The following is a 15,621-nucleotide window of genomic DNA, read 5'->3' as shown; positions in this document are numbered from 1 at the left end:
GTTAGAGGTTTAAGCCAGAACCGTCTGACGTTGCCAAGAGCGCCCCATAACTTCAGCAATTTTTGCCAATTCAGGAATGAGTTGATCAAACTGCTCAGGGGTCAAGGATTGCGGTCCATCCGATAGCGCCTTTTTAGGATTGGGATGCACTTCGATCATGAGCGCATCTGCACCAGAAGAGATCGCGGCTTTACTCATAGATGGCACATAATCCGACCACCCCGTACCATGACTGGGGTCAACCATAATCGGTAGGTGGGTGAGTTTCCGTAAAACAGGTATTGCGGACAAATCGAGCGTATTGCGCGTATATTCGCGATCGAAGGTACGAATACCCCTTTCGCACAAAATCACATTGGGGTTTCCTGCCGCCAAAATATACTCCGCCGCCATCAGCCAATCATCAATACTGGCTGCCATGCCCCGTTTAAGCAAAACAGGCTTATTTTGCTTACCAATTTGCTTGAGCAGAGAGAAGTTTTGCATATTTCTGGCGCCAACCTGTAGGATGTCGGCAACCTCAGCAATTTTCTCAATATCAGGAGTATCCATTACCTCCGTGATAATGCCTAAACCACTTGCCTCTCTTGCCGTAGCTAACAGCGACAAGGCACTTTCTCCATGTCCTTGGAAAGCGTAGGGCGAGGTACGTGGCTTGTAAGCACCACCTCTAAGAAAGTGAGCCCCTGCTGCCTTGACCCGTTGGGCAACCTCGACAATCATCTCTTCGTTTTCGACGGAGCAGGGCCCAGCAGTAATCACGAGCGGATGATGTTCGCCAAAGTAAACATCGCCATTGGGGGTGGAAACAACGATTTCACTGGCTTCATTCTGGCGATATTGCCGACTGGCGCGTTTAAACGGGCGCTCTACGCGCAGGACGGACTCAATCCAAGGGCTAATTTCTTCAATTCGGTTGGTATCTAGCTCTGCGGTTTCTCCAACCAGACCGAGTACGACTTTATGCTTTCCGACGATTTTTTCTGGAGAGAGCCCCCATGTGGAAAGCTCTTCGCAAGTACGATTAATTTCAACTTCTGGTGTGCCAACTTTCATCACGACGATCATGGCAAAATTTCCCAAATCATTAGTTTTAAAGATGCCTTATTGTATGCGCTATCCCAATCTGCCTTCATCTATCTCGCAGCCTAACCCACCTAGATTCTCTGTAACACTTAAGAAATTCTTGTGCTCAAAATTCATGTGAATATTGTAAGACTCACCAAAACAAACCTTCACATCTTGCAGGTGAATTTTTATTGTGTTGTTTGTTGGTTGAAATTTATACTAGAAATAGTAAAAATTAGTCGTTATCTTAAGTAAGGCACATCTGTCTAAATTAGCAACATCCTGAAAGTATCGTTAAATCCTTGCTAGACATAGAAACCCCATTTCAGATTCAGTTTGAAACCCCCCCAGTTGTAGAGGTAGCTTGTGGGGTAGCTTTTCACGAACTTAAAAATTTACTTGCCCCACATCTTGGCTTGTTGTGGGAAGAGTTTAAGGCTGATTACCCAAGTTGCCAAGAAAAACCTGAATTAGAAGCTAAAATTGAAGATCTTTCTGGATATACACCAAAAGTTACTGAAGTAAAGTTTTTTGATACCCCACCACTTCCAAGAATTTGGTTTTTAAGTGATAAAGAAGACAAAATTATTCAAATACAACGAAATCGTTTTCTTCATAACTGGAGAAAGGTGAATCAAGACGATCAATATCCAAGATTTGACAAGGTTTTTCAGATTTTCAAACAGCAGCTATCTACATTTAAAGAGTTTCTCTCAAAAGAGAATCTAGGTGAAATTCAGCCACTGCAATATGAAATTGTATATGTGAATATTATTTCAACAGACATAGGCAATCAAAAATTAGCTGAAATAGGTCGGGTCTTTCCTGATATTGTATGGCGAAATAATCAAGATAGATTTCTGATAGAGCCAGAATCAATTAACTGGAATACAACTTTTTTATTACCTGAGAACAAGGGCAGGATTCATATAAATATCAGAACTTTAAAACAGATTGATAATCAAGAGCAAAAGTTTTTGATGGATATAACTGTTCGTGGTATTGATCCTAATCAAAGCTCACTTGAGGGATTGTCAGACTGGTTTAATCTTGCTCACAATTGGGTGATTCAAAGTTTTACTGATTTAACCAGTTTAGAGATGCAAAACTCAGTATGGGGTAAAAAAAATGATAACTAATCTAATAAATAGCGCTGCCGCTTCAATTACTGAGCGCCCAATACAAAGTCCAATTGAATCTCCTAGCATTTGGCATGATTCGTTACAGAGACCTAATGCTAAAAAAAACTATAGACAAAACAATATTCATGTGATTTCAGCTTCAACTATTCCAGAGGTTGATTATAAAAATACTAATGTGGATACCCCTACTACTTATATAGAAAATACAGAAGTCGCATTAAATCTAAGAGATAGGTTTTTGACCGATTTCCCAGAACTCAATCTTGCCGCTGTTAGACTACAGAAGCTAGAAAAAAAAATTGACTCAAAGACTCTTCATACAACTTTTGGCTTACTCTCAAAGTTGTTTAATCTATCAAAAAAAAATAACTTATGGTGGAGTCTTCCCCTAATCAATGTTGATCCAGACTCGAAAGTCATACTTGAGTGGTGGCACGGGGAAAAAAAGTTGGATTTTGATATATCAGGCTCAAATATCGAATACATAAAGGTTTGGGGCGCTGATATTGATCGTGAAATGGAAGATGGGTTTACTACTATGAATGAAAATATCCTAAGTAGCCTGTGGATGTGGATAGCCAATTAACCCCCGAAACAGGATGTGAGCTTGAAATATCTCTTGTAGGCGACGAAGAATTGCTGTATAGGAGAGTAGCTGCTCATGGCAATGGTGAAACTCAATACTACACAAGATCTCCTGAAGGAAAAATAAATTTTAGTAAAATGACATTTAGCGATCGCGGACTTAAACCATCTGTTGATAGGGCTTGTATACATGAGTACACTCCAAGTCGAACCCAGCTAGAAAAAACTGATGGAATAATCGGGTTAATTGCTGGGAATATCAGAGCCGTAGACGATTTGAGTAGTGGCGATAGTAAGGGAAAAATTACAACTTCGTACAAGATTGATGTAATTCATCGTCCGAAGTCAGATAATAAGGCTCATGCCCGAATAGAACCCTCACCAGAGTATTCAAGTGATAAAGTTTTTAAGAGATTGCAGCAGAAATTAGCACGTTTAGCTGATGAACGCCTTGTATCGCATGGATGGGAAATTAAGCCTGATGGATTCGACTAAAAAAAGATTAGGTAAACACTTTGGGATTGCAACATTTAGGATTTATTTAGATTTTTCGTTTTGCTCCGTCGCTAACTTCTTTTCAGCGCGTTGCTGCTTCCAAGCTTCTTTTAAATAGCCAAAGTTACGGCGAAACTCTTCGCCGCCCCACCAAGTGCCCACTCGGTTTTCTTCCCAGGAAGCGGATAGCGCACCGTAACTAAGTCCTAATACACCTAAGCCAAAGAAAAGCATGCTCAAGAGAACAACGGCTACATTGGGTAAATCTGCCCAATGCTTAATTACAACAATGTAACTGACAATAAAAATTGCAATTCCTAAAAACGTAGGGATACCACAAAAGAGAGCAACGCGGCGTGCAATCCGTTTGTTGACCTCTTGTGGAATACCTAAAGAATCCTTCTTAGAGGTATTTTGAGTTTTACCTTTGGTATTAGAGGCATTCTGAGCCTGAGGCACAGACGGAGAAGTAGCTTGACGTTCGGGCGCAGCACTTACAGGAGGCTTTTTTTCCTCCTTTTTCTTTTTAGCTCGGTTGCCCGGCTCAAAGGGAATGCGCTCTTCTGTCGGTTTAGCCACTTAGCCTCTTACCCCTAGCCTTTGAATGAGTGCCTTGTAGTGATCGCGATTTTCGTTGCGGATGTAGGCAAGAAGACGCTTACGTTGTCCAATCAGCTTTAATAAGCTGCGACGAGACGAAAAGTCTTTTGAGTGAATTTTGAGATGGGTGCTCAATTGGTTGATCCTTTCGGTCAACATTGCCACCTGAACATCGGATGAACCCGTATCAGTAGGGTGTTTTTGGTATGCAGCGAAAATTTCCTGCTTGCGCTCTTGCAACAGTGCCATAGTGCAAATTTCTAATTATTTCTAAGATCGGAGTTTGGATATACTAGCGTATCACATTGATAGATGCCAGTGACGAATGCTTTACAGTTTTACCTGATATTTTCAAGCCATTGCAAGGTGCGATCGCGTAAAACCTCCTTGTCGCCCTCGGTTACAGTGAGAAATCTGCCCTTGGGGATCGCAAGAATGCAGACAACAAAAATATAAAACCTAACGTTTTAAGTTAGGTTTCAAGGCAATGGGGGATTTTATAGAGAGTGCGATCGCAAAAAATTGCTTTTAATAAAAGCGATGGGCGTTTAACTCAAGTCTAGTGAGCCGAGCCGTTGCCGTGATATTTGTCTGTGTCATAAAAGCCATTACGCGTGCCAAAAAAGAGACAGCTAACGATGAAAGCACCTGTTAGGACGACGAGTATTAGCTTAAAGTCGAGAAGAGATTCCATAAAGTTACACGGCTACTTGAATAGGGTTTAACTTTACATATCCTAGCCTAAGCTTGGAATACCAATTTGTTTCATTACGAACCTTTCAGAATTAAGGAATGCAAAATGAGACATGACCTGAAGGATTTGGGTCAGATTTAGAGTCTTTAGAGTCTATAGATGACTTCGTCACAAGCTGCTGCGATCGAGATCGCAGGAAATATGCAGATCGATCGCAAAGTCTTTATGAAACAAAGGCGATAGTAGAGAGGTGAAATCTTGGTGTGAAGTTGCTATGGACTGTCGATTCTGCAAAAATTACGATTCTAGAGGTAGGGATGGCGGATACTGCAACTTGTTGTCAGCCCCAGTTGAGGGAAAATGGGCTGCTTGCAGACTCTACTCAGCCAAATTCGCTGACAAACCTTTGACAGCCAGTGGGAAACTTACGACAAATTCGATTTTAGCGCGAGCGTGACAAAAAAATTTCGATCGCTCCCCGAACTAGAGCTAAACTGCGCGATCGCTATAAACCATTGCCAATCAGAATAAATGGCGACCAGTAGTAAGGATGAGAGAACTGCTTGCCGCGAATCAAGTCGATCTGAGCTTGTCTGAGTGCGGCTGCCTTGCTGCGATCGCCTTGCTTGACATAGCCATAAAACGCTTGCATCAGACTTTGCGTACCCGCATCGCTAACACTCCAAAGCGAAGCGATCGCTGACTTTGCCCCTGCCTTCTGAATTTGATAACCAAAACCTAAGATTTCTACCCCACTGCCTGATTTAACCACTGCGGTCTCGCAAGCACTCAACACGATCAGCTCGATGTTGGGCATTTTTAGCTCCGAAATCTCCCTGAGACGAAGGATGTCCCCATTGCCAAAGAGAATAAAAGAATTATCGGGGTCGCCCGATTTAAATTCGGCATGGGTAGCAAGATGGAGGATGTTGTAATTGGGTAGTTGACCTTCGGTAGCTTGACGGCTGAAGTTATTTTCGATTAAAGCCTCGGAATTTTCGATCAGTTTGCCAATCTCAGAAACTTCTACAAGGCTTGCAGGTAAGGCATTTTGTCCAAATAGCTTTTCACCTTTTTTGCCACCAAAGGCTCCTGCGAGAACACTGGGTTGTTTGCTGGTCTTAGGTGTAAAGTCGGTGAGAATATAGGCGATCAGGTTATTGACGGCATAGTTTTCAATTAGGAACTGTTTGCCATCGTAGAGCGCAGTGAGGGGAACATAGCGCAACTTCCCATCAGGAGCATAGAAAATGGTGGTAGTTTTGGCAGTCTTGAGGTCATCTTCGACAGGCTTAATCAGAATGTCGTAGAGTTTTTTCGCAGGTTCGCGAAATCCATCATCACTGGGGTCTTTCCGTCCTTGGACAAGGTTATTTTTAAATTCAGTAATGAGCTTTTCCAGCTCGTCTTTTTTGATGGGAACGGAACGATGGATGGCGGGAGTATTAGCAGCAAAGAGAATAATTTCGACGCGATCGCTGAGGATGAGGGGATAGAGAAGAGCAGTGCCTTGAGGGAGTTGTTGCAAATAGTTGGGTGGCTTGTCGATTTCTGATTTTGGTAATTGTTGAATCTGGTTGGCAAGTTTTTGATTGAGTTCGGGGATTTGTTCGTAGCTAATCGCTGATAGCTGACTGCTCATCGCCTTCTCTGGCTCTAAAAGCCTGATGCCTTGAGATGTGCGATCGTTCCCTTTAATATTTTTGAGATAGTCTTCAAGTTCTTGGACTTTGAGTAAGTCGAGAACTTGAAGCGCTTCGATGACTCTTCCTTGTTTGAGCAATAATCCTGCGAGAATTATGTAGCCTGTAGAGATGGTTTCTAGATATGATTTTTGCTCTTCTTTATTGAGTCCGAGAAGCTCTTTGCGAATAGATTCGCGCAAGTTAACAGATTGTTTGTAGTAAATAATGGCAAGTTCGGGCTGATTTCGTTCGACAAATAAAAAGCCCAGATTATTGAGTGTAATACCTGCACCATCACGATCGCCAATTTGCCTAGCTATCTCTAAGGACTGTAGGAAGTGCTCTATCGCTTTCTGATACAACCCTAGCCCTTGGTAAGCAAGACCAAGACCAGAGAGCGCTTTTCCTGCTCCGTCGCGATTTCCGATTTGGTTAAAGATTGCAACAGATTGCTGATAGTACTCTATAGCTTTTTGATGATTCCCAAGTTTGTGATATGAGTTGCCTAGACCACCAAGCGATAGACCTTCTCCATTGCGATCGCCAACCTGTTTAAAGATTGATAAGGATTGTTGATAGTAATCTATACCTTTTTGATAATCCCTAAGATTGTTGTAGCTAAGACCCAACGCAATCAGAGAAGCTGCTTCTTCAGTGCGATCGCCGACCTGCCTAGCGATCGCTAAGGATTGCTGATAGAAATCAATTGCTTTTTGATACTGACCAATTCTGTCATAGACAAGACCGAGATTATTGAGCGACTTTCCTTCAGCTTTGAGGTCACCAATTTGCTTAAAGATTCCTATGGCTTGTTGGTAGTAGTCCACAGCCTTCTTATATTCTCCAAGCTGGGAATAGACAGTGCCCAAGTTGCCGAGTACCGAGGCTTCCCCATTGCGATCGCCAATCTGCTTAAAGATTCCTATGGCTTGTTGGTAGTAATCTATTGTCTTCTGATATTGTCCTAGTCTGTTATATGCATCACCCAATCCATTCAGAGAAGTTCCTTCTCTACTGCGATCGGCAATTTGTCTAGCAACCTCTAAACTATTCTGAAATGAATCTATCGCTTTCTGGTATTGTCCAAGACTCATGAATGCAATGCCAAGACTAATCCATGCATCTCCTGCAATATTACGATCACCGATTTGCTTGGCAATCTCTAGGGCTTGTTGGTAGTAATCTATCGCCTTTTGATGTTCGCCTAAACTGTTGGATATAAAACCAAGACTCATCAATACGCCCTTTTCACTATTGCGATCGCCGATTTGCTTAGCGATGGTTAAGTATTGCTGATAGGATTCGAGCGCTTTTTGATATTGTCTTAACCCGCTATAGGCAATGCCAAGCCCTGTGAGTGAATATCCTTCACCCTTGATATTCTTAATTTGCTTAAATATTGAGAAGGATTGCTGATAAGATTCAAGCGCTTTTTGGTACTGTCCTAAGCTGTTGTACGTGTAGCCTAAACCGATAAGCGCGTAACCTTTCCCATATTGATTATTAATATCTTGATAAATCTCTAACGCAGTTTGATACGACTGAATTGCTGCGCGATATTGCTTCGCGGAAAGTTGTTGATTTCCCATCTCGATCGCACGATCGGCTAGGGCTTTGCGATCTTGCAACATTTGAGATTGGGCAGTCGCAAGGGGTAAATCAAGTGGTAAGAAGCTTGCAAAAACGGTTGCTACAACAAATGCCAGCGAGCAGATCCGTAAGGTCATAACATCATCTTTGAGGTTGTCTCACAATTGTACAGTTCCCCTAAAGACATAAAACAAAAATGATTTTTGTAGGGGTGAAGCATTCCCACAGATATTTACGCATTTCACCAAGATCGTCTAATGGAAATGCTTTGCAAAAAAAACACAACATAGGAAAGAGGGATTTGCATTGGCAGCTTGAGGTTTTGGTGATGGGTTTAGAAATGGTGATGCCAATGCAAATCCCCTACAGATGATTGGCGATCGCAAAAATGGTGACAAATCATTTGGAATTTGATGCGATCGCGCTGAATTTATCTGTGGTGATATCTGCACAGGTTGGGATGAATTCTAAAAATCTAGCGATCGCGCTGAAAGCACAAAAAATCTTACAGGTTAGGCATTTTGCCCAACCAGACAGCTACGCTTCGAGCGCTACTTTAGGCGCTAGGAGTATTAGGAGGAATGCGGTTATTTTCGTAGGCAAATCTGACAATTTGAGAGCGGTTTTCTAGGTTTAATTTCGTCATAATGCTACTCAAATGGGTCTGCACAGTACGAGGGCTAATTTGCAACCGTTTGCCAATTTCTTTGTTGGTAAAACCCTGTACGACCTGCCAGAAAACCCTACTTTCTGAGGGGGTTAAACCAGAGCTAGTCACGGGTGCAGTAGGTTGATAAAACAGCCGCAAATTATCTGGAACGGCACGATGATGCTCGCGCTTATGGGGTGAATAAAAGTCCATTTCTGTCTTGCCAATCATCAGGCGATCGCCGTTTTTTAGCAAGATCGGTAGCGTTACTCGCTGACCTCTTACAAACGAACCATTCTGGCTACCCAAATCGACTAAATAAAAGCTGCCTTGATCTTGGTGGGAGTTTCGGTTTCTCAGATCGCCTCTGACTAACGGATCGATCGCATCACTATTTTTAGATGAGCCAACAATCTGTAAAGTCGCATGATTGCGAGATACCCATTTATCCGTTAACACAATCGAGTTGTTATAATCCCTGCCAATTGTCCAAAAATCAACATTGGTTAAAGGGATCATCTGTTGCCCATCTACAGCATGGATAATGAGATGGGGGAATGGGTGTAAAAGGGCTACTGAACTATCAGACAATTTTCTAGTTTGCATCTCAACTATGTGTCAATATAACCTAACTATATTGTCGGACGTTTAAGCAGATTTGGGGTTCCAAATCAAGGATTCAGGTTTTTTCCTGATTTTATCTGTCATTTGACTATCGTTTTGTAGCGATTCGGTAAAGTAAATATTTACAAAAGTTATGATCTGGATTGTTATTACGATAAATTTATTATTAAGTGCGGGATTGCTTTGGGCAACGCGACAAATTTGGTTACTGCGATCTGCTTTTATTGCCACGGTAAGAAAAGTAGATGGCTGGGAAGCTGCTTGTCACAAAGGCTTGTCTGTATCACCTCCTGCAATTATGACTGGGCAAAAAGGAGCTACGGCAGCTAAGCAAAAATATCAAGCTCTCGTGGCGCAGCTACAGAAAGTAGAGATGGTTTTGTTTGCTTTTAGTCGTTTCCAAACAACGGTAAAGGGATTGTGGAGCCGACCTCGAAAATCCCGCATATCAAGAAGGAATGAACAATATGGCAAACGGCGCAGGTAAATTTTTAGGTGGTTTGTTGATTGGTGGCACCATTGGGGCAGCCGTAGGGTTATTGTTTGCACCCCGTTCGGGCAAAGAAACGCGGCAAATACTCCGCAAATCAGCAGACGATCTACCCAAGATTGCCGAAGAAATTGGTTCTAATGTACAGTACCAAGCAGATCGGTTTACGGAAACCGCACAACGCACGATCGATGATGCCATGCAACGATTGCAAGAAGCGATCGCCGTAGGACAGGAAGCCAGTACCAAACTGCGCCAAGAACTTGATTATTCCGTCAGCCCTGCTCAACCCAATTTGAGAGATGCGACACAGGAAGATGAAGATTAAAAGTTTTCCCACTGACCATTGACCCAAAACCCTATGGCAGAGCCAATATTCTGGTTAGCATTATCATTTTTGCTGGTGGCAGTTTGCCTCACAGCCCTACTTTTGACAGCGATCCCTGCATTTCAGGAACTGGCAAGGGCAGGACGGAGTGTGGCGAGATTAGCAGAGACGCTATCACGGGAGCTACCACCCACCCTCGAAGCCATTCGCTTGACTGGCTTAGAGATCAGCGAACTCAGTGACGAACTCAATCAAGGGGCAAAAAGTGCTGGAGAAGCGGTTAAACAGGTCAATGACAGCATTAAAGGTGTGAAAAAGGGTGCTGTTAATGTGACGGTCGCAACGAAAAGTGCGTTTGCGGGGTTTAAAGCAGGTTGGAAATCGTTTAGCAGACCCAAGCGATCGCCTCGTCGAAATGCACCGACCTCTGAGGATGCCAATCGCATCAAGCAGTTACCCCCCGCGCCCCAAGCACCCGCAACCCCAGAAATTACGAACGCGCGTCGTCCAGATCCTTTAGAAATTTCGGAGGATATTGCATCAGACCCGAAGCGATCGATCGATCCCCCAATTGCCCCACCCAGCGCTGAGAATGGTGCGGATCGAGGGAATACTTGAAAAAGTTAATCAGTTAACCAATCAAATAGTTGTTTGACCGTGAGTTCGATCGCTTTGGCAAAGGCAGGGACTGGTAGTACTATTTCTGGTCGATCAAAAAATCGTGGAGTCTGGTTCGGCTGATAGGTAAAGATACAGGATTCCTCAGAATCGATCATCCAGCCCATCTCTGTACCATGCTCTAGGCAATGAAGAATATTTTGAGTGACCTTAGTTTGGCTTTGGTCTGGAGACAGAATTTCGATTGTCCAGTCTGGATGCAAGTCAAATCGATTGGCTACACGACCATTTGGCTGTCTAGGAATATGTTCCCAGCGAAAGACTGAAATGTCTGGGACAAGCGATCGCCCCCCAAAAGTACATCGAAGTTCGGGATAGGCATGGGCAATTTTTGATGGACTAAGAGCATTATCTATATCTCGCGTCAAAACCCGTTGTAGCGTACTATGCTCACCTTGAGGCATCGGCTTTTGGATGATTTGACCATCTATGTATTCACTAGCAGGCTTTGTTTCGGGGCATCGAAGGAAGTCTTCTAGGGGGATGATTCGAGAAGGGGTCTGAATCATAGGACTTTGTCTAAGCAAGTTTATGGCTTATCGCTGTATAGCCTAATTATGACTGGAAAAGATAAGGATTAGGAATTTTGCTTGTTGGAAATCTCCCGATCGCCCATACTTTGGGTGACTTCGACATAGATATGTTCTAGGCTGACGGGCTGACGCACGATTGAATCCAGAGGAATGCCATCAAAGCAGTTGATAATTTCCTTGAGTTCCACGGTCTTAGGCATCCAAAAGGCAAGGTCTCGACCATAGCGACGGTGAGAAAATCCAAGTTCGTTGCCCCTTGCGATCGCGAGGTCTTCAACTGGCGTACAGATCGTGACCACTTCCTTAGCTGGAACCCACTGGCGCAGTGATTCCATGCTGCCTTCAGCCAAGAGTTTTCCCTGTTTGATAATGCCAATGCGCTGGCAGAGGCGTTCTGCCTCGTCTAGCATGTGGGTAGTCAGCAGTACCGAGATCTCCTGTCGGCTAAGGTTGCGAATTAATTCCCAGACTTCATAGCGGGTTTCAATATCGAGCCCTGTAGTGGGCTCATCTAGCACCACCAACTGGGGTTGATGGACGAGAGCGATCGCCACACTCAAGCGTCGTTGCATGCCACCACTGAGGTTTTCGGCTAGGCTTTTGGCACGATCTAACAGTCCCACCGACTTTAAGCAGGTTTGGATACTCTCTTTACATTTCTCGCCCCTCAGTCCGTAAATCTGGGCAAAAAAGTAGAGATTTTCCTCACAGGTGAGGCTGCCATAAAACAAATTTTCTTGGGGAGCCACGCCGATCGCGGCACGAGTGGCAAGAGAAACGGGGCGGTTATCTAACTTGACCGTACCGCTATCCGCGTTTAACAGTCCGCACAGAATATTGATCGTTGTGGTTTTGCCTGCGCCATTGGGTCCCAGCAAACCATAAACTTCACCGCGCTTGAGATGGAAGCTGAGGTCTTGCAGAACCTGTTTTTTGCCATAGGACTTACTCAGTTTGTCAACTTGTAGCACAGGCTTTATAGTCTCCTTTCGCCCATGAGCATACGTTGATAAGATAACCACCCCAAAACCACCATTGCCACAGCAAAGACGCTCAAAAAGGCATAATGGTTGGCGATCGCTTCTAACCCATCTCCATTGACAACGACCCCATATAGGGCTTCATTCATGTGATAGATCGGGTTAAACTCAGCAATGCGCAGTAGGATGTCAGGAAAAACAGATACTGGGAAAAACGAACCACCCAAAATCAACAGGGGCACGCCAAAGGCGGCGACGAGGGAGTTGACATCTTCGGTACGTCGCGCAAATTGCGTCCCCAACAAAAATCCCAATCCGACGTAGGCAAAAATCCCCAATAAAATAATGCTGCCTGCCAATAGGATCGAGCCTTTGATCCATGCACCTTGAGAAACAACGATTGTAAAAACCAATAAGACCTGTCCTAGGGCGATCGCCCCATGGGCGACAAAAATTCCGAGAAAATAAGAAATCCCGCTTAAAGGCGACAAAAATAAGCGTTTGAGCGTGCGTTGTTCGCGCTCCGAGACCACAGTTGCCACGGCTCCCCCCAAGCAGCTAAAGAAAAGTGCCGATCCCATCAGGGTAGGTGGTGCTGCCTGCTCTATGCCTTGCGCGATCGGAAACTTGCCGCGTTCTGCCAAAATCAACCCATTAATCACCAAAATTGAAATGGGAAAAACCACCCAAAATACTAGACTGCGCTTGCGCCGCCATAACTCCAGCAAGATGCGCTGCGCTACGGCATGCGTTTCATACCAATATTTCATCACGGATAATCACTGCTTAGCCTAGATTCAGAAACCTGCATTGGAGAACAAAAACATACTAAGTATATATCCTAGCCACTTTTCGGACTGACAGGATTCGCACACAAAGCCTGGGGGATCTATTCCTATACGTTCCTAACCTTGCAAAATGGTTAGATCGTCATCGCTGGGTAATTGGGAGGCAAACAAGGTCGATTCAATCTTTTCTCGTACCGTTGGATCTATGTAGGGACAGGCATTGAGGCAATCAGCCAAAAGTTTATTGGCATCATGATACTGACGCAGCAGGGCGAATTGTTCCTCACTAAATTCCCAATCTTGTATGCCCTTACGATGCTGAATGATGACTTCCCGTAACTGTTTTGACCACTCTAACCCTTTGTTCTGCCACCACCTAGCAAATTTTTCGCGATCGCGTCCGAGATCTGGCAGTCTTTGGCGAAGTTGAGCCAGCGCTTTACCAAGGTTCGGATCTAGCGCTGAGGCAAGCTGTAAAATCGGGTAACTGACAAAATAGAGCGCAAGATCGAGATTGAGCGCGAGGGTAACGGCTCGATCGATATCTACCCCAGTCTCTGTGGTTTGCATTTCACCATCCTTACCCATCGATCGCATCTGTGCGCGTTCCAAAGAGCGAGAATGAGCAATATCAAGGGCGCGCGCCCGATCGAGCGTGCGGGTTTTCTCTAGATCGAAATCTAGATAAAAGGCTTTGACTGCAACTGGCTTAAAGGGAGACTTGAGATAAAGTACTTGCTGGCTTACCCAAGCCAAAAATCGCTGAATTTTTTGCTCGTTGGCAACCAAGGACTCGGCATAGTTTTGAATCGTTCGGATGAGTTCTTCTGGAGTTTTTGCCATACTGACTACGATCGCGATCGCATCATGCCAACGGCGATCGCCTAAATGTTGCCACAAGTATTTGATCGCGACAGGATTTTTACTGGTAGCTATTTTGTGAGCGACTAACGAGGCTTGTAAAGCCCGATCGGAAAAAGCAAAGATGCCTTTTGCTGGTTCTACAATCAGCCCATGCTGAATTTTGAGTATTTCGATCCAGTCACTGCGCTCGATCGCTTGATTTAGATTGCCTTTCCGCTTGAACGTTTGAATTTCTTGTTCTAGCTGGGCGCGATCCCACAAATACCCATGGCGATCTAACGCCGCGATCGCCAAATGTCCTAGCAGCTCTTTTTTTTCACTTAGTTGGGGAGAGCCATCAGGAATATCGAGTTTGGCCGCTTGCCAATCTTGCAGCAAAAGATCTAAAACTTCACGGTAGAAACCAAATTCATTCAATTGTGTCGCTTGCTGAAACGCTAAACAAATTTGCGAAAGGACAAGAGGACTACTCGCTAGTTCTTTGAGAAGCGGTTTTTGATCGATAAATTGGGTAAATTGATCGAATTTATTTGGGCTTTGATTTTGACTGCGATCAGAATTTTTACTGGAGCTTGGCGTGCTACTCACTTGAAACCATTTCGTCGTAAATCTGTAAACTTGCAAAACATCAAAGTCAGCTAGTTCAAATGTGGTGAATTGTTCGAGTAGGTGAGTGTAGTTAGAACTACGAGAAGCGATCGCCCACTGATGCTGAGGAAAGCGATCGGCAAGTTGGTTAATTTGTCCTATGACGCTGCGTCTTGTGAGATTGCTGACATCGTCCAATTCGTCACACAGCAGAAATAATTTGCCATGGCGCAGCAAGTGTTCGCTCAGTTGCCTATCTTCTACGCCATAGTTAGCCAATTGTTGGGCGATATATTGGGCTAGACTCACTGGTTGTCCGGTAAATTCCGAATTCGCAAACTCCCTCGTAAATTCTCGAAGCGATAGAAAAATTGGCACGAGATCGGGACAAAAATCGCCAGCACTGCAAGCCAAAGCCAAATATTTGAGTAAGACGGTTTTACCTGCTCCCAACCTGCCTAAAATTGCGAGTTTAGGATGCTTTTGAACGATTTCTAGGGCGGGTGTTGTTGGTATTTGCCGTCGCCAGCCCTCAAAACTGCCCGAACTTTCATCTTTGAGCAACTCATCAATACTCAGTCGTCTTTGACTGGGGATCTGGACAAAGAATTTTGGGACTGTATAAATATCTCGGAGTTTCAGCGGTTCGGCCATCCCCAGCACGCGCAAGCGATCGCATTGCCTCTGAATGGATTCGCAGATACTTTGTCGCACCTCTTGGACAATCTGCTCAGAACTGAGCTTTGTAACGCTTTGAGGATTGACTTGAAGATTTGTAGAGGGACTTACCGATGGGGATGGTTGGGGAGCATGATTGGGCGATCGCAAATTGACCCCTAATCTCTGACATACACTTAAAAAAGTATGCGAATCGACGGATTCACCACGAAAAAATTTTTCTACCAATTCAGCCGAGAGCCCCATCTCTTCTGCTAGCTTGAGAGGGGTATAGCCTTTTTGTTTGAGTACTGTACTGGCGATGTTAAGAATTTCGGAAGGGGCACGCAGCGATCGCTCTATCGTCATAGTCAACTTTGCATAGGGTAAACAAGAAATCTAACCAATTGTCACTTAGCGACCTACTATCGCTATCCTAAATCATCTGAGATGTTCTTGTAGTGTCAATGGTTGGCTTCAACGGCGGAATGGAGACTTTTGGAAACTGCCAGATTCTCAAATCAATTGTGAATTAACGCCTGTAGACTGCCAAAATACATAATGCGCATAAGTGACCATAATT

At 44.2% G+C, this 15,621-nt stretch carries 17 protein-coding genes; 6 read left to right on the top strand and 11 right to left on the bottom strand.

Annotated features, from left to right (window positions below; genetic code table 11):
- Nucleotides 1-9 precede the first annotated feature (9 nt).
- Nucleotides 10-1,068, bottom strand: coding sequence for a 3-deoxy-7-phosphoheptulonate synthase (gene aroF, locus V2H45_RS00815; protein WP_330481698.1), 1,059 nt, complete (start codon nucleotides 1,066-1,068; stop codon nucleotides 10-12).
- 302 nt (nucleotides 1,069-1,370) lie between these two features.
- On the opposite strand from aroF, the gene V2H45_RS00810 reads away from it, so the two are divergent.
- The 3 genes from V2H45_RS00810 to V2H45_RS00800 are packed head-to-tail and all read left to right on the top strand — an operon-like array spanning nucleotide 1,371 to nucleotide 3,290.
- Nucleotides 1,371-2,207: a TIGR04255 family protein gene (locus V2H45_RS00810; protein WP_330481697.1), complete on the top strand. Its 837-nt coding sequence runs from the start codon at nucleotides 1,371-1,373 to the stop codon at nucleotides 2,205-2,207.
- Complete coding sequence (locus tag V2H45_RS00805; RefSeq protein WP_330481696.1) at nucleotides 2,197-2,796, top strand: hypothetical protein; 600 nt, start codon at nucleotides 2,197-2,199, stop codon at nucleotides 2,794-2,796. The genes V2H45_RS00810 and V2H45_RS00805 overlap by 11 nt, the downstream gene beginning before the upstream one ends.
- Nucleotides 2,781-3,290: a hypothetical protein gene (locus V2H45_RS00800; protein ID WP_330481695.1), complete on the top strand. Its 510-nt coding sequence runs from the start codon at nucleotides 2,781-2,783 to the stop codon at nucleotides 3,288-3,290. The genes V2H45_RS00805 and V2H45_RS00800 overlap by 16 nt, the downstream gene beginning before the upstream one ends.
- A gap of 42 nt (nucleotides 3,291-3,332) precedes the next feature.
- Here V2H45_RS00800 and V2H45_RS00795 read toward each other — a convergent pair whose 3' ends face one another.
- The 6 genes from V2H45_RS00795 to V2H45_RS00770 form a co-directional block, all read right to left on the bottom strand.
- Nucleotides 3,333-3,869 (bottom strand): PAM68 family protein, encoded by a 537-nt coding sequence (locus tag V2H45_RS00795; RefSeq protein WP_330481694.1) that lies wholly within the window; start codon nucleotides 3,867-3,869, stop codon nucleotides 3,333-3,335.
- Nucleotides 3,870-4,139: a 30S ribosomal protein S15 gene (gene rpsO, locus V2H45_RS00790; protein WP_330481693.1), complete on the bottom strand. Its 270-nt coding sequence runs from the start codon at nucleotides 4,137-4,139 to the stop codon at nucleotides 3,870-3,872.
- 310 nt (nucleotides 4,140-4,449) lie between these two features.
- Entirely contained in the window at nucleotides 4,450-4,584 is a 135-nt protein-coding gene (locus tag V2H45_RS00785) for a hypothetical protein (protein WP_330481692.1), read from the bottom strand.
- Between the two features lie 168 nt (nucleotides 4,585-4,752).
- A complete protein-coding gene (locus tag V2H45_RS00780) occupies nucleotides 4,753-4,878 on the bottom strand; it encodes a hypothetical protein (RefSeq protein ID WP_330481691.1) in 126 nt (41 codons plus the stop codon).
- 211 nt (nucleotides 4,879-5,089) lie between these two features.
- Nucleotides 5,090-7,996: a CHAT domain-containing protein gene (locus V2H45_RS00775; protein WP_330481690.1), complete on the bottom strand. Its 2,907-nt coding sequence runs from the start codon at nucleotides 7,994-7,996 to the stop codon at nucleotides 5,090-5,092.
- Between the two features lie 419 nt (nucleotides 7,997-8,415).
- A complete protein-coding gene (locus V2H45_RS00770) occupies nucleotides 8,416-9,114 on the bottom strand; it encodes an FHA domain-containing protein (protein WP_330481689.1) in 699 nt (232 codons plus the stop codon).
- A gap of 151 nt (nucleotides 9,115-9,265) precedes the next feature.
- Here V2H45_RS00770 and V2H45_RS00765 point away from each other — a divergent pair, with 151 nt between their 5' ends.
- Genes V2H45_RS00765 through V2H45_RS00755 form a run of 3 tightly spaced genes read left to right on the top strand, consistent with a single transcriptional unit; the run spans nucleotide 9,266 to nucleotide 10,568 of the window.
- The gene (locus V2H45_RS00765) at nucleotides 9,266-9,619 is read left to right on the top strand and encodes a hypothetical protein (protein ID WP_330481688.1); all 354 of its coding nucleotides are present in this window, start codon (nucleotides 9,266-9,268) and stop codon (nucleotides 9,617-9,619) included.
- Entirely contained in the window at nucleotides 9,600-9,950 is a 351-nt protein-coding gene (locus tag V2H45_RS00760; protein WP_330481687.1) for a YtxH domain-containing protein, read from the top strand. Before V2H45_RS00765 ends, V2H45_RS00760 begins: the two co-directional genes overlap by 20 nt.
- A 33-nt stretch (nucleotides 9,951-9,983) precedes the next feature.
- On the top strand, nucleotides 9,984-10,568 hold the full coding sequence (locus tag V2H45_RS00755) for a DUF948 domain-containing protein (protein WP_330481686.1): 585 nt from the start codon (nucleotides 9,984-9,986) through the stop codon (nucleotides 10,566-10,568).
- A gap of 5 nt (nucleotides 10,569-10,573) precedes the next feature.
- Here V2H45_RS00755 and V2H45_RS00750 read toward each other — a convergent pair whose 3' ends face one another.
- The 4 genes from V2H45_RS00750 to V2H45_RS00735 all read right to left on the bottom strand — a co-directional run bounded on the left by V2H45_RS00750 (nucleotide 10,574) and on the right by V2H45_RS00735 (nucleotide 15,407).
- Nucleotides 10,574-11,137 (bottom strand): Uma2 family endonuclease, encoded by a 564-nt coding sequence (locus V2H45_RS00750; protein ID WP_330481685.1) that lies wholly within the window; start codon nucleotides 11,135-11,137, stop codon nucleotides 10,574-10,576.
- A 68-nt stretch (nucleotides 11,138-11,205) separates the two neighbouring features.
- On the bottom strand, nucleotides 11,206-12,132 hold the full coding sequence (locus tag V2H45_RS00745; protein WP_330481684.1) for an ABC transporter ATP-binding protein: 927 nt from the start codon (nucleotides 12,130-12,132) through the stop codon (nucleotides 11,206-11,208).
- Nucleotides 12,133-12,137: 5 nt separating this feature from the next.
- The gene (locus V2H45_RS00740; protein ID WP_330481785.1) at nucleotides 12,138-12,911 is read right to left on the bottom strand and encodes an ABC transporter permease; all 774 of its coding nucleotides are present in this window, start codon (nucleotides 12,909-12,911) and stop codon (nucleotides 12,138-12,140) included.
- 135 nt (nucleotides 12,912-13,046) lie between these two features.
- A complete protein-coding gene (locus V2H45_RS00735; RefSeq protein WP_330481784.1) occupies nucleotides 13,047-15,407 on the bottom strand; it encodes an NACHT domain-containing protein in 2,361 nt (786 codons plus the stop codon).
- Nucleotides 15,408-15,621: the final 214 nt, after the last annotated feature.

Source organism: Tumidithrix elongata BACA0141, from assembly GCF_036349135.1.
GTDB lineage: Bacteria > Cyanobacteriota > Cyanobacteriia > Pseudanabaenales > Pseudanabaenaceae > Tumidithrix > Tumidithrix elongata.
The sequence above is the reverse complement of the archived record's forward strand: the minus strand, read 5'-3'. Positions and strand labels throughout refer to the sequence as shown.

Coding starts and splice junctions, on each gene's coding strand:
- aroF (WP_330481698.1), bottom strand. CDS start 1,068: ATGATCGTCGTGATGAAAGTTGGCACACCAGAAGTTGAAATTAATCGT.
- V2H45_RS00805 (WP_330481696.1), top strand. CDS start 2,197: ATGATAACTAATCTAATAAATAGCGCTGCCGCTTCAATTACTGAGCGC.
- rpsO (WP_330481693.1), bottom strand. CDS start 4,139: ATGGCACTGTTGCAAGAGCGCAAGCAGGAAATTTTCGCTGCATACCAA.
- V2H45_RS00785 (WP_330481692.1), bottom strand. CDS start 4,584: ATGGAATCTCTTCTCGACTTTAAGCTAATACTCGTCGTCCTAACAGGT.
- V2H45_RS00775 (WP_330481690.1), bottom strand. CDS start 7,996: ATGACCTTACGGATCTGCTCGCTGGCATTTGTTGTAGCAACCGTTTTT.
- V2H45_RS00770 (WP_330481689.1), bottom strand. CDS start 9,114: ATGCAAACTAGAAAATTGTCTGATAGTTCAGTAGCCCTTTTACACCCA.
- V2H45_RS00765 (WP_330481688.1), top strand. CDS start 9,266: ATGATCTGGATTGTTATTACGATAAATTTATTATTAAGTGCGGGATTG.
- V2H45_RS00760 (WP_330481687.1), top strand. CDS start 9,600: ATGGCAAACGGCGCAGGTAAATTTTTAGGTGGTTTGTTGATTGGTGGC.
- V2H45_RS00755 (WP_330481686.1), top strand. CDS start 9,984: ATGGCAGAGCCAATATTCTGGTTAGCATTATCATTTTTGCTGGTGGCA.
- V2H45_RS00750 (WP_330481685.1), bottom strand. CDS start 11,137: ATGATTCAGACCCCTTCTCGAATCATCCCCCTAGAAGACTTCCTTCGA.
- V2H45_RS00740 (WP_330481785.1), bottom strand. CDS start 12,911: ATGAAATATTGGTATGAAACGCATGCCGTAGCGCAGCGCATCTTGCTG.
- V2H45_RS00735 (WP_330481784.1), bottom strand. CDS start 15,407: ATGACGATAGAGCGATCGCTGCGTGCCCCTTCCGAAATTCTTAACATC.